The 13,158-nt window shown below is 53.2% G+C and carries 10 protein-coding genes; 5 read left to right on the top strand and 5 right to left on the bottom strand.

Annotated features, from left to right (window positions below; genetic code table 11):
* Positions 1–16: 16 nt before the first annotated feature.
* The 5 genes from ACQ4N7_RS13625 to ACQ4N7_RS13605 all read right to left on the bottom strand — a co-directional run bounded on the left by ACQ4N7_RS13625 (position 17) and on the right by ACQ4N7_RS13605 (position 5,593).
* Complete coding sequence (locus tag ACQ4N7_RS13625) at positions 17–1,117, bottom strand: hypothetical protein (protein WP_430712051.1); 1,101 nt, start codon at positions 1,115–1,117, stop codon at positions 17–19.
* A 40-nt stretch (positions 1,118–1,157) separates the two neighbouring features.
* The gene (locus tag ACQ4N7_RS13620) at positions 1,158–1,880 is read right to left on the bottom strand and encodes a hypothetical protein (RefSeq protein WP_430712050.1); all 723 of its coding nucleotides are present in this window, start codon (positions 1,878–1,880) and stop codon (positions 1,158–1,160) included.
* Positions 1,877–4,690: a hypothetical protein gene (locus ACQ4N7_RS13615; RefSeq protein ID WP_430712049.1), complete on the bottom strand. Its 2,814-nt coding sequence runs from the start codon at positions 4,688–4,690 to the stop codon at positions 1,877–1,879. The genes ACQ4N7_RS13620 and ACQ4N7_RS13615 overlap by 4 nt, the downstream gene beginning before the upstream one ends.
* Positions 4,620–4,973 (bottom strand): hypothetical protein, encoded by a 354-nt coding sequence (locus ACQ4N7_RS13610; protein ID WP_430712048.1) that lies wholly within the window; start codon positions 4,971–4,973, stop codon positions 4,620–4,622. Before ACQ4N7_RS13610 ends, ACQ4N7_RS13615 begins: the two co-directional genes overlap by 71 nt.
* A gap of 68 nt (positions 4,974–5,041) precedes the next feature.
* Positions 5,042–5,593: a hypothetical protein gene (locus ACQ4N7_RS13605; RefSeq protein WP_430712047.1), complete on the bottom strand. Its 552-nt coding sequence runs from the start codon at positions 5,591–5,593 to the stop codon at positions 5,042–5,044.
* 666 nt (positions 5,594–6,259) lie between these two features.
* On the opposite strand from ACQ4N7_RS13605, the gene ACQ4N7_RS13600 reads away from it, so the two are divergent.
* The 5 genes from ACQ4N7_RS13600 (at position 6,260) to ACQ4N7_RS13580 (ending at position 13,134) form a co-directional block, all read left to right on the top strand.
* Entirely contained in the window at positions 6,260–7,036 is a 777-nt protein-coding gene (locus ACQ4N7_RS13600; protein WP_430712046.1) for a ParA family protein, read from the top strand.
* Positions 7,029–7,472, top strand: a complete 444-nt coding sequence (locus ACQ4N7_RS13595; RefSeq protein ID WP_430712045.1) for a hypothetical protein — start codon at positions 7,029–7,031, stop codon at positions 7,470–7,472. The genes ACQ4N7_RS13600 and ACQ4N7_RS13595 overlap by 8 nt, the downstream gene beginning before the upstream one ends.
* Positions 7,473–7,682: 210 nt before the next feature.
* Positions 7,683–10,337 (top strand): DEAD/DEAH box helicase family protein, encoded by a 2,655-nt coding sequence (locus tag ACQ4N7_RS13590; RefSeq protein ID WP_430712044.1) that lies wholly within the window; start codon positions 7,683–7,685, stop codon positions 10,335–10,337.
* Complete coding sequence (locus ACQ4N7_RS13585) at positions 10,334–11,860, top strand: type I restriction-modification system subunit M (protein WP_430712043.1); 1,527 nt, start codon at positions 10,334–10,336, stop codon at positions 11,858–11,860. The genes ACQ4N7_RS13590 and ACQ4N7_RS13585 overlap by 4 nt, the downstream gene beginning before the upstream one ends.
* Positions 11,857–13,134 carry a restriction endonuclease subunit S gene (locus ACQ4N7_RS13580; protein WP_430712042.1) on the top strand — a complete coding sequence of 426 codons (1,278 nt, stop codon included), beginning with the start codon at positions 11,857–11,859 and terminating at the stop codon, positions 13,132–13,134. Before ACQ4N7_RS13585 ends, ACQ4N7_RS13580 begins: the two co-directional genes overlap by 4 nt.
* The last annotated feature ends 24 nt before the right edge of the window (positions 13,135–13,158 follow it).

Below are 13,158 nucleotides of genomic sequence, written 5' to 3'. Positions count from 1 at the left end.
AGCGACAGGAGTGAGGTCAGCGACGCACGCGGTAGGCCCGACGTCGGGCCGAGTAGCTAGGGGCACGGGCGATGCCACCCATGGCCCCCGTCCCCGCAATTACCCCAGCGGTACTGGTCAGGGCTCCAAAAACCGTCATGCCACCGCCCGACGCCAGGGCCAGAGAGAGAATGGGAGCCAGCAGGCCCAGAAAGAAGGGGGCAATCAGCGGGTGAGAATCCCCGGCATTCAGTACCGCCAGGGAGACCAGACCCGAGAGGATGTTGAAGCTGAGTTTGGCGATCGCCAAGGAAAAGAACCCCGTCAGCCAGGCGAACAGCGGTTTGGCTCCCACCGGCAGTAACGAGCCGCCCACGGCAAGCGGCCCCAGGGTGGCGGTCAGCAACAGCGATGCTTCTATCAGCCACTGAAAGGCAATGTGCAGCGCCATCAACAGGCCTCGGGTCACGGTCTGAAAGCCTGAACCCATCAGTGCTCCCCCAAACCGCAGACCTGAGTCGAGGGGGTTATCCCCAGCCTGAGCCGCCTCCAATGAACGGGATAGGGCATTGGGGTTGCCGGTTCTAGCACGGTAGTCCTCGATGAACTCGCGGGCTTCAATCGCCGCTAGCTCAATACAATTCGCCCGCTCTTCAGGGTTTTGCAGTTCGTAGCACTGGTTGCGACGCTGAATGATGGTCTGCTCCACCGAACCCTCTAAGACCGCCGCCTGATAGGCCTCTTGCAAGCGGATATCGGCAGCGGTGTAGGACAAGACGTCCTGGTTAACCTGGTTGATGTAGTTGCGGATATCCAGAGTGATAGCCGCTAGGCGATCGCCGTTGTTAGAGAGCAGCACGATCACCAGCAGCGGCCAGATGAAGTCGGCGTAGGCGCGGCTACTTTCCCCTTCCACCATTTGCCGCGTCCACTGGGTCATAAACAGGAGCAGGGTAGCCACAGCGAACAAGACCCCCACCCGAGCCAGGGCAAAGTAAAGCCCCCCCTGAAGCACGCTGTCCCAGAGCTGGTTCCAGCTTTCGGCCACCGCTTCAGACGCGACAGCGCCGCCCTCAATGATGTCGGCAGTGTCGCGGGGTAACTGGGCAATGGGTAAGACGGGCCAATCCAGCAGCATGGGGGTTCACATCCAAGTTGACGTCATGACTAACAGACGTCTAGAACAGACGGGCCTGGGCACTAATTTGCAGGGTGTCGAGAGTATTACCCAATTCTTGGAGGCGACGGGCACGGGCCTCTTGATCCAGGTTTTGCGACATGTTGGCCAGGTTGAGGTTGGTCAACTGGGCATCCTGGCGAGATTGCAGCAGTTCTGACTGCACCGCCCCCAGAATTTCTGACTGACGCGCATTTTGCTGCGCCATTTGCTTGATTGCCGCCTGGGTGGACACAGCGGTCTGGGCTGAGTCAGCGTGCTGCTGTACCTGGCCGATGGTGTCTTCAATCCAAGTAATCTTGTCGCGGGTGGCGGCTTGCCCACTCTGACCCAGCACCGCATCGACTTGGGCGCGGGTGAGCTGCCGGTCAACTTCATTGGCGGTTTCAATGCCTGCATAGATGCTGTCAGATTGGACTAGATCGCCTTCCAGGATGGTGGCTAGTTCCGTCGAGATTTCAGAACGTACCCGATTGGGGTCAACCAGGCCCAGATCACCCAGGGCGTTTTGGATGACGCCATCTAGATCGCCGGGCAGCGGGCTAAGCAAGCCAGAGATAGTTTGCTCGATATAGGTTTTGCTGGTCTCGAAAGCCTGGCGGAAAATGCCGAAGATGTCGGTGAAGGTGGTATCCACCTGCGAGGCGGCGACGGGTTTGATCGGTGCCACCAGCAGGGTGGTGGCCAAGATTGGAACGAGGGCAACGCGAAAGCGAGGGTTCATGAATGACCTCCAGTAGGTAGGGAGTTGAGCGGAAACAAAGGAACTTCGGGATGGGGATTGCGCTCGGCAAACCAGCGCTCAGTGATCACCGAGAGGGGTTCCCCCGATTGAATCGAGAGCACCAGCAGCCGAGCAAACTCCGCTAGGCCCGTGAAGGTATCCGGAGCATGGCGCAGCACCAGGTCTCGGGTCGTCTGCTCATCGGGGTTATTGGCCACCGCAGCGAGCTGGGCAAAAGCGGGATAGTAGCGGCAGTAGGTGTAGAGGCCGTTGTTGTCGAGCAGCCACTGGCTGTAGATGCCTTCCCGTTTGGGAAAGAAGCTTTCGCTGGCATTGCGACTGATGACAGCCTTGGGATATTTGAGAATGCGCTCAAAGCTATCCACCGCCATGGGCTGAATGCGCCCAATCAGGCGAGTAGTCAGGTTTTGAAAGATCTTGGCGCTGGCGGGCGATTTATGGACGGTATCGGGATCTTGAGCGGAGATAATCACCCGAATCCCGGCCTTGGCTCCGTTGGCGCAAAGTCGGCCAATCAGGGCTCCAATTTCGTCAAACTCAAACAGGATCGGGGCTTCATCGATGAAGAAGATAGAGGCTGGAGCTTCCAGTGCACGCCGCAGGGCAGCAGCATAGGCGGAGAGGGCCAGCACAGCAGCATCTTCTTCGTTGGATAGATTGCGCAGGGCAAAGACCAGCAGTTGGGCATCGGTGGGGAAGCTGGAGGGAGCAGAAATCGCCCGTCCCACCCGGCTGGAGAGCCAGAACCGCAACCGCAGGTCAATCATGTTCAGGGCTGCCTCGATGTTGCCGCCCACCTGTTGCAGCTCCAGCTTTTCGGGTGTGCAGAAGTCGAGGAAGTCGGCCAGGGTGGGCATTTGAGTCCAGGCCCCTGAGCCCAAGCGCCCTTCCATCGCTTCCAGATAGCGTCGCTGAATCGGGGCATCGGCAAAGAAGGCATTGAGGGCCAGCACCAAAATTGAGCGGATGGTCTGGGTCATCACTGAGCTATTGGCACATGAACCTACAATCATGGTCAGCAGGGCCGACTCCAGGAACGACTGAAAGTCATCAAGGCGTTCTTTGCGCTCATCACCCGGCAGGTGACGCAAGTCGGGCAACTCGAACAGGTTGTTGGACTCGCGGGAGATGTCGAAGTAGGCCCCACCCACCAGCTGGGTGTAGTCGGTGAAGGTGGAAGAGCCATCGGGTTTGGGGAAATCGAGCGCCACCACGGGGAAGCGGTGGGCCAGGGCTTGGGTAAGGATGCCAGAGACCAAGACTGATTTTCCAGCGCGGGTGGTAGCAAAGAGGCCCAGGTTTTGGTGCTGGTTGAACAAATCCAGATGGATGGGTTGCCCGCCTTCCTCGGCGATTAGCTCAAAGCCACTTCTGTCGCAGGGCTGGGTTACCACCAGCGGCATCAGCCCCGGTGCTTCGCCAGTCAGGTAGAGCTGCCGCCGTCCAAAGGGGGTCGCCATCAGCGCTTCCCAAACAATCGGCAGCGTCTGGAGCCACACTTTCCAGGCGTAGTCTTGCTCGCGCTCTACCCAGGCCGGGCGGCGAAAGCAGCTCTGGATATAGCGGCAGGCTTCATCCAGCTGCTCCAGATCCGGGCGATGCACCAGGAACACAACAGCCGTGTGAATGGGTAAGGCACCCTCAAAGAGTTCTTCCTGGGCCTCAATCGAGCGCTTCATTTTCAGCTCAGCGGCTACATCCACCGAATGGCTGTCTTCAGCTAACGTGGCCGTCAGGTTAGACTGCTTCAGCATTCGCTGCACGGTGGTTTTCACCAGGGTTTCGTTGGCCCGCGTCAGCTGGCAGAAGATTTCGGTATCGGCCACCGTCTCGCGCGAGATGATCTCCCACAGGTAGCGCAGTTGGGCCGATTCGCTGGCCCAACCACCGGGCTTTTCGAGGAACGTCAGCGGGGCCGCATACTGCCCTTTGACCTTGACCCAGGTTTTCCCGGCGGTGGGCACCCCGGCCCGCGTCAGCAGTGTGGTGCTGTGAATGTCCGAGTTGACCTGCTCGTGTAGGCCCTCCTGATCCAGGATGATCAGCTGAGGAATGTCGATTGGGTCGCTAGCGTTGAAGCGGTTCCACAGCAGGCTCCACAAATCCCCCTCACCCAAAGGTTTCACCGAGAGACCCATCTTGGTTGAGAGCACTTGCTCCCAAAGCAAAAAGCCGTCGGTAAAGGCCTTGGTGATCACCGTTTGCAGTCGCTGGTTTTTGGCCTGGCGTAGCTCACCCGTGAACGACTTCCAAAGGGTTTCGCCCCTGCTGATCACCTTCTCAATGATGTCCTGGGCTCCCTCAGAGCCCGTTTGGACGGTGTAGGTGACGTACAGTCGCAGAAACTTGGGTTTGCGCAAGCCCTGCTGGGTGAGTTGTTGAACCCGAGCCCGTTCAGCGGTGAGCAGGAACTTGAGAGCCTGATTGGGGGCGATCTGGGTGAGTTGGGCTAAATCCTGCTGTCGCTTGCAATCCGCCGAAAACGACCCCAGATGAATCGTCAACCGCTCACCGCTGGGCAAATCCTTCAACCCTGATTCCAGCTGGTCAAATACCGTCTCTACCTGGTCATCGGTCAGGGTGTTGTGGATGCCTCGGCAGTCGAAGCCAAACACAAAGCAGAGGTGCTCGCGGTTCTTGCCCTTGGTCAAGACGTAGGCTCCAACCTGTTGCCCCCGAAGCTCGATCCGCAACATAGCGGCGAGGTGTAGCGCATCTTCAAAGGGCGTCAACGTGCTGACGAACTGGCTGCCGAGCTTGAGTCGGTGTTTGCCGATGGTCTGTTTCATCGTGGGTAAACCTCAGATATCGGGCATAGCCGCGACTCCAGGTGGGAGTCGGCACAAATTTTGCGGTGAACTTCCAGCTCTGCCCCCCGGTGAGAATCCACCAGGTAGACATGCCCCAAGCGGCAATGAATCCAATCGAAATCCAGCTGAGGCTGAACCCTCGCCCCAGCAGGTAGGACGCCCCCGTGATGCAGAACCAGGGAATGATCTGGTCTGCCGGAATGGGGCCTAACCGGGGTTGCGCCCCCAGGATGGTGTTAACGGGACGAAATTGAGGTGCCATAAGCCGCTAGAAGTGCCGAAAGGAGGTGTAGAACTGCACCCTCGATCTGAATAGCCGCACGGCGACAACTAGCCAGTGATGAGCGTCGTCAGCACATCGCCAGCGGTGACGGCAATGATGATAATTAGCGGTGTGCGGGCAATAGTTTGCCAGTCCTCGTCATTGCGGGCACTGTTGATCACCCGCACCAGCGAGATGCCGACGTAGAGCAGAAACAGACCCCGCAGGACGTTGAAGACCAGGGGAATGGCATCGCCCGCAGCGGTGCCAAAGTTGGTAGTCATCCAGGTTTCGGCCCCGCCGAAGAACTGGGCATGGGCGGGGTAGGCCAGCAAAGTGATCAGCCAGAGCAGCCCTAAACCCAGAAGCCGCCCAGCCTTTCGACTGAAATCCTGGGATTTAGACGCCCGTCTGGGCAAGGAACGGGAGGGTGTTATGTCCTGCTTCCAGGCAAGTCCTGTAAACCCTGCCACGGCAAGCACCACGAGTAAGGCGGTGCCGTGGAAGAGGACATCTAGCGTAAGGCCCAGGAACGCTACGGCGAGTAGCGGCAGGTCTGGAAGCGGATTCATCTGACCTACCAGTCGCTCCATCAACGGGAAAATGTAGAGATTTTTCATGGCTCAAATGAATTGAGTCTGACTGATGATTGAAGTCTCCTGAAATCAGTCAGATGACATGACTCGCGTGCTCACCAATGAGTGAAGTATTCAACTCGAATTGCGTAAAGATTTGATCAATATAGCAATATTTTTCAGCGGTGGTGAAATGAGAAACTAAATTGTGGATTCAGGCTAAGGCAGCTCAAATCCATTCTTAAAGCCTATACAAGTCAATGAATATCGTGCCTGATTCTGTAATCTTGCGTGATGTTAATCAAGCTATTGACCGGTCTATGTAGACTCTTCAAAGCAGGAATACTTTTTATACTAAGGTCACACATAATCCATGTTGCCTGAAATTTTTGCTGCCAATTACCAACGCGATTAGCGACACGTAAAAACTCTATGGTTGCAGTCGAAATTGATCTATAAAAAATTGCCAAAAGCGACGTAAGTTTATCTTCTTCGGTTCCCTTGTACCACAGATATTTTCAGCCCAATAGTTAGGCTTCAACTAACAAAATGACATGACAACTGATTTACAGACACAAAAGCAAACGTATTGACGTCAATACGTCTTAATGTCTCTAGATTCACAATCTTAAAGGCGGCAGGGGTTTGGGTAAGGCGAGCCTTGTAGAGGTGATCAGGGGCTGAGCGGTGTAAGGGGAGTGAACCATATCTATGAAAGCGGTGAGTTGTTTGGCGCTCTCTGGGGGGCAGGGAAAAACGTCGGTTTCGCTGCTGCTGGGGCGGCTCTTGGCGAATCGGGGCCAGAAGGTGTTGATGGTGGATGCCGATCCGCAGGCAAACCTCACCTTTTACTTAGGTCATGACGTTCAGGCGAATGAACCCACCCTGCTAGAGGTGCTGAAGGGCCAGGTGGAAACAGCTGATGGGATCTATCCGCTGGCGGCAGCGAATCTGTTTCTGATTCCAGCCGATGAGGGGCTGCACAAGGCCCAGGAATACTTGGCCACCATCGGGATGGGGGCGTTGGCTTTGCACCATGCCCTGGAGTCCGTGGAGGAGTTGTTTGACGTTTGCATTATCGACTCGCCGCCCCAGCGCACCCAGATTTGTTTGTCGGTGGTGGGGGCTTCTGACTGGGTGCTGATTTCAGCAGAGGCCTCTACCAAGGGGGTAAATTCGCTGCTGCGTAGTTTGGAGCTGCTAGAGGAACTACGGCAAATCCGGGCGTTTACGGGCCAAGTGCTGGGGGTGCTGCCGTTTCGCGATAAGTGGTTTGGTAGGTCTCAGGCGACGGATAGCCGAGAGGCCATAGCAGCCATGCAGCAGGTGGCAGGGGCAATCCCGGTGCTGCCGTCGATTGTGGAGAGTGAGCGCTACAAGCAGGCGATTCGGCAGGGACAGCGGCTGTCAGAGATTGGCTATGGGGAGTTGGAATATCCGCTGTACAGGGTGATTGAGGCGTTAGAGCAGGGTCAGGAGAATGGCTGAGGATGCGCTGGAACGGTTGATGCAGCGACAGCGCCCGAGTGTGCCGCCCCGTGCCGATGGGTTGGGGGCAGAGTTACCTGTGAAGTCTCCTCAACAGGTGGCAGTGGGAGACTATGGGTCGGGATATAGTGACTCTAGCGAGTCTACGGGTGTTGACGTCAGTATGTCTGTTAGCCAAGATGATGAGACCGAATTACCGCAGCTAGTGCGGACGACGACCCGGTTGGAGGAAGAAATTGATAAGGCCCTGCGCCACCTCTGTATGGATGAGAAGATCACCAAGGAGGTGTGGTTTGAGGCGGCGTACCTTTACTTGGCGGAGCACCCCAAGGCGATGCAGGCGGTGAATGGGGTGGCCAAGGAGCGCTATCAGCGCCGGAAGCGGGCGGCGGATTTGAGGAAGTTGGAAACGATGCAGAAACGGTTGAGAGGGTAGATGACCATGCTAAAGCTGGCCATATAGACAAGTTGGAGCCATCGACCATGATTTTAGATTCAGGGATGTTGGTTCAGTCAGATGCTGAGGGGAATTGCCCCTTGCGACGAGAACATCAGGGTTTGAAGAATTGCTGACGATCGTAATACTTTGAGGCGAAGAGCGTTATCTTTGCGGCATAGGAAAACAAGATCCTGCCGAAAAGACTACATGCCTTCCTTTAACGAAGCCGATACACGAGCCAAGCTGATTGACCCTAAACTGAAGCTGGCCGGTTGGGGGGAGAGTCAGATTGAGCGGGAGCATTACTTTGTTAAAGGTCGAGCCGTTACCGCTGGCAGGATTTACCTGGTAGGGGAGGAGTCTAAGCGCCGCACCCCGCGCCGAGTTGATTATCTGCTGCGCTATCACGGGCAGATGATTGCCGTGTTAGAAGCTAAAGACGAAAGCCAGCAGGTTGACTCAGGGTTGGAGCAGGCTAAATCCTATGCGCGGATGCTAGACCTTCCCTTTGCCTATGCCAGTAATGGCCATGGCTTTATTGAATTCGACTTTTTTACTAATCAAAGCCGTGAAACACCTGGGGTACCTTCTCCTGGTGAACTGTGGCAGCGATGGGAGCAGTACCGCAATCAGTTAGCGGCTAATCTCAAAACTCGGCAAGCCGCCGCTGAGGAAGAAGGGGTGTATGTTGTAACGCCTGACCCACAATCTAGCCCAATTCTACATCCATTTTGTCCAGTTTCTATCTGCGGTAAGGAGCCACGCTATTTTCAAGAAATTGCCATTCGGCGAGTAATTGAGCGCATGATGGCAGGGCAGAAGCGAATTCTGCTGACAATGGCAACCGGCACCGGAAAGACATTTACAGCTTTTCAAACGATTTGGAAACTGAAGAAATCGGGGTGGCTGACTAAACCAATTCTTTTCTTGACCGATCGCATTATTCTGCGCAACCAGGCATATAACGCTTTTGGGCCTTTTGCCAGTGGCTCATCCGATCCACGGGCGTTGATTCGGGGCGGAAAATTTAATGCCAACCGAGAACTTTATTTTGCCCTGTATCAGGCCTTAGATTCTGGGGAAGATAGCCCACTGTTTGAGAGTATTCCGCCCGATTTCTTTGGGTTGATTGTGATTGACGAGTGCCATCGCTCTGGCTTTGGTAAATGGAATGCTATTCTCAAGCACTTTTCAGGGGCCATCCAGTTGGGGATGACGGCAACGCCGAAGCAGAGTGAGAGCATTGATACCTATGCCTATTTTTGTGCGGAAGAGCCGGAGATTCTGTTAGACGAAGAAGACCCGGCTAAGGGCACCTGGCAGCCACCAGCCTACAGCTACAGCCTGGGGCAGGGCATTGAAGATGGGTTTCTCGCTACCTATAAGATTCATCGGGTGCGGACGACGGTCGATAAAGATGGGCTGCATATCCAAGATGCTCAGGTGCAAGGGGCAGAAATTTATGTACCTGAGGGGCAAGACTTGAGAGATGTCTACATGACGCCTCAGTTTGAGCGAGAGATTACCTTACCCGATCGCACCGAAGCCATTGCTAAGCACCTAGCTGGCCTGCTGCGTCGGTTTGGCCCCAGAGAAAAGACGATGGTTTTTTGCGTAGATATGAACCATGCTCGGCTAACGGCGCGGCTACTTCAAAACGAGTTTGCGGAACTGGGCTACTCCAACTATGCGGTGCCGATTATTTCGGAAGAAGGGGAGGCGATGGCTTGGTTAACTCAGTTTCAAGATAGCGATCGCCCCAACCCGGTCGTTGCCACAACGGCAGAGTTGCTAAGCACTGGCGTAGATGTGCCCCCCTGCCGCAATATCGTGTTTATTAAGCCTATTTCCTCACCAATTTTGTTCAAACAAATTATTGGCAGAGGAGCCCGCATTGATGCGGCCATTGGCAAGGAGTGGTTTCGCATTATCGACTATGTCGGTGCCTCTCGCCTGTTTGATGAGTGGGATCGCCCACCGGGAGAACCACCAGAGGCCATAGAAGGCCCCCTGACCAGCACCCTGAAGGGCACCATCGTTCATGCTGAGACCGGAGAGCTGCTGGTGGGGGCCTCGGTGAGTGCCTTGATTGGGGCCAACCAGCAGGTTGGGCCAGTACGGACGGATGAAGACGGCAACTTCCAGTTTGAGGGGCTGCCAGCGACGACGATTCGGCTATCGGTGAATGGTGCCAGCTTTCGACCCAGAAGCGTGGCGGTGGAGACCGGGGCCGATGCGACCCAGACGGTAACCATTGAGCTAAAGCCCACTCAGGCTACCCCCGGCAAGATTCGCGTGCGGGGGTTAGAAGTCACCATTGCCGATGAGGCTACTTTCTTAGTAGAGTCAACCGGAGAACAACTTACCCTGGCCCAGTATTTGGACTACACCCGACGCAAGGTCATTGGCTACGTCCCGGCCTGGAGTCAGCTCCATGAGGTTTGGACTGATGGCCAACAGCGAGAGGCTTTTGTAGAAGAGCTGGAGTCTGAGAGTGTTCACATCGAGGTGCTGGCGGATGTTTTGGCCCAGCCCAAGGCTGACCAGTTTGACCTGTTGGCCCATATTGCCTTCGATAAGCCCATCCATACCCGCGACGAGCGGGCAGAAGCCTTTCTCAATTATGAGCAGCGGTTTCTGGAGAACCGTTCGCCTGAGGCCAGGGAGGTTATCCTAGCGCTGCTGGATAAGTATCGACTGACGGGGGTGGATGAGATGGCGAACCCAGAGGTGTTCAGGCTGTCGCCCTTCAGAGAAATGGGGCAAGCTCCAGGAGTGATACGGCGATTCGGTACTATAGAGAGCCTACGCCAAGCCCTCGATGAGGTGCAGCGGCGTCTGTATCGTGAGGATATTGCGTGAGCCGAGAGCAGCTAACGAACGACATTTGGAGGGCCTGTGACATACTCCGCCGGGACGACAACTGCGGCGGTGTGATGGAGTATGTGGAGCATTTGGCATGGCTGCTGTTCCTCAAGTTTTTTGATGAACAGGAGGAGATTTTTGAGCAGGAAGCGGCGATAGCTGGGCGCAAGTATAAACGAGTGATCGATAAAGACTATCGTTGGTCTGACTGGGTGCCGAAGGCGATTGGAGAGAAAACAGGGGAAAAGAACCGGCGCAAAACACCAGAGTGGGATGGTGATCGCCTCATGCAGATTGTGCGGGGAGAGATTATCCCTTACATGGGCAGCCTGTCAGGGTCTCCTGAGCGAGATGTGATTGGCGGGTTGTTTAGTGATCGCAATGTGGTAATCTGCGCCTCGCCCTATAACCTAAAGGATGTGCTGGAGATTGTTGATAACATCGACTTCAAAAACCCAGACGATATCCATACCGTTTCTCATGTTTACGAAGATCTGCTGAGAAAGCTCGGCAATGAGAACAAAATGGCTGGGGAGTTCTATACTCCTCGCCCAATCATTCGCTTTATGGTGGAGGTGATTGACCCTCAAATTGGGGAAACTGTTTATGACCCCTTTTGCGGATCGTGCGGATTCTTAGTAGAGGCGTTTGAGTATATGAAAACGCAGGAGAAAACCACTAAAGACCACCAAGTCTTGCAGCGTAAAACATTTGTCGGCCAGGAGAAAAAAGCGCTACCAGCACTACTAGGGGCGATGAACCTAATTTTACACGGGGTGTTGGTGCCGGAAGTACGGCGACGAAACACACTGGAAGAAAATGTGATTAGTGCTGTATCAGAACGGTTTGATGTGGTACTGACCAATCCACCCTTTGGGGGGCAAGAAAATACTCAAATTCAGCAAAACTTTCCGGTGAAGAGCAACGCTACGGAACTGTTGGCTCTTGAGCATATCGTTAAAAAGCTGAAGCCTGGACGTAATGCCCGCTGTGGAGTAGTTGTGCCGGAAGGAACGCTCTTTCGAGGTGGTGCATTTGCTGTCGTGAAAGAGATGATGCTGAATGATTTTGACTTGTTTATGATTGTTAGCTTGCCTCCGGGAGCGTTTGCGCCTTATTCGGATGTGAAGACGGCCTTGATGTTTTTTAGACGCTCTGGTTCAACCAAAAAGGTGCTGTATCATGAAATGCCTTTGCCTGAAAACTTGAAAAAGTTTAGCAAGGGAAACCCCATCGGGGATCAACATTTTCATGAAACAAGACATATCAGCCTACTTTTGAAGCAGTTTGAGAAAAAAGATATTCCTTCCGAAAAATTAACCAACGAAAGTTGGTTCATGAACCTAGATGATTTAGCAGGTAGAGAATTTGATTTATCTGCTAGAAATCCAAATCAGGCTCAGGAGGAAATCTTGCCTCACCCTTCTAAATTAACTTCTAGAATTCTAGATAATCAAGAGAAGCTTCAGAGCATTATTGAACGTCTTCACAAAATGGTTGGCGATGGGGAATTGCAATGATTTTAGAACTTGAGAGGCAGTATTTAGATAAAGTTTTGCCGACGGGATGGGCATGGAAAAAACTTGAGAATATAGCTCAAGATGCCAGACGCTTCAATCCCAAAAAAGATGCGCCTCAGAATTATTTTCAATATATTGATATATCCAGCGTAGACAATCAAAAGGGAGAAATAAAAGCTGTCAAAAAAATACTAGGAGAAGACGCACCAAGCCGAGCAAGGAAAGTCGTTCGGACTGATAGTATCATTGTTGCGACAACTCGCCCTTATCTTCGTAATATTGCCATTGTTGATTCAGAATTAGACCAAGCAATAAGTTCAACTGGCTTCTGTGTTCTCAATGTAATTAGAGAATCCGCCTTGCCAAAATATATTTACTATTTTTGCCGCTCTAATCTATTTATCCAGCAACTTATTCCTAAGCAGCGAGGAGCTAATTATCCTGCTGTCACTGACCAGGATATTTTTGATTCGGTTATTCCAATTCCATGCCCGGAAGATCCAGTCGAATCAATTGAGATACAAAGACGGATTGTTACTCGAATAGAGGCCTTGTTGCACGAGATTAAGGAGTCTCGAAAGATTTGTGATCGTATATATCAAGATGCAAAGCGTTTGCTAGAAGTGGCTATTAATGAAGTCTTTACTAAGCTTGAGTCCGTCATTGAAACTGTTTCTTTCCAAGATATCGGAACTGCATTTAATGGTCGAGCAAGCGGATCTGGTAAATCAAATGTACGAGTCTTCAAAACTCGGCATACCTATCCTCACAAGTTACGACTAGGCGATCCTAGCTATGCAAAACCAGAGGAAGCCCCAAAATGGCCAAGAGAAAGATTCTTAAGGCCTGGTGATGCGCTGATGGCTAATATCGCTGAAGGGACTTTAGGACGAGTTTCTTACGTACATGAATGCGAAGAAAATTGGACAGTTGATACTCAAATTATGATTCTACGTTCTAAGGATGAGAATGTAGTTTTAGGTAAATGGATTTACTACTATTTTTGGTCTGAACGAGGTCAGCGAGAAATCTTATCGAGACGCACAGGTATCGCTTTTGCTGATAAGCGGGGCCAAACCCACATTTATCCCAGAGATGTGCAGACAATTCCCTTTCCTAAAGTGCCCATCAATTCCCAACGGCAAGCGGTTGCCTATCTGGATACTGTCTTAAACGAATCTGAAAAAATGACTGAACTGGTACACCAAGACATAAAGACCTTGGATTTGCTTGAACAATCTATCCTTGATCGAGCCTTTCGGGGTGAGCTGTAGCTGAATTATTATTAGAGACAATTC

Source organism: Nodosilinea sp. AN01ver1 (assembly GCF_050565655.1).
GTDB lineage: Bacteria > Cyanobacteriota > Cyanobacteriia > Phormidesmidales > Phormidesmidaceae > Nodosilinea.
The sequence above is the reverse complement of the archived record's forward strand: the minus strand, read 5'-3'. Positions and strand labels throughout refer to the sequence as shown.

Coding starts and splice junctions, on each gene's coding strand:
- ACQ4N7_RS13625 (WP_430712051.1), bottom strand. CDS start 1,117: ATGCTGCTGGATTGGCCCGTCTTACCCATTGCCCAGTTACCCCGCGAC.
- ACQ4N7_RS13620 (WP_430712050.1), bottom strand. CDS start 1,880: ATGAACCCTCGCTTTCGCGTTGCCCTCGTTCCAATCTTGGCCACCACC.
- ACQ4N7_RS13615 (WP_430712049.1), bottom strand. CDS start 4,690: ATGAAACAGACCATCGGCAAACACCGACTCAAGCTCGGCAGCCAGTTC.
- ACQ4N7_RS13610 (WP_430712048.1), bottom strand. CDS start 4,973: ATGGCACCTCAATTTCGTCCCGTTAACACCATCCTGGGGGCGCAACCC.
- ACQ4N7_RS13605 (WP_430712047.1), bottom strand. CDS start 5,593: ATGAAAAATCTCTACATTTTCCCGTTGATGGAGCGACTGGTAGGTCAG.
- ACQ4N7_RS13600 (WP_430712046.1), top strand. CDS start 6,260: ATGAAAGCGGTGAGTTGTTTGGCGCTCTCTGGGGGGCAGGGAAAAACG.
- ACQ4N7_RS13595 (WP_430712045.1), top strand. CDS start 7,029: ATGGCTGAGGATGCGCTGGAACGGTTGATGCAGCGACAGCGCCCGAGT.
- ACQ4N7_RS13590 (WP_430712044.1), top strand. CDS start 7,683: ATGCCTTCCTTTAACGAAGCCGATACACGAGCCAAGCTGATTGACCCT.
- ACQ4N7_RS13580 (WP_430712042.1), top strand. CDS start 11,857: ATGATTTTAGAACTTGAGAGGCAGTATTTAGATAAAGTTTTGCCGACG.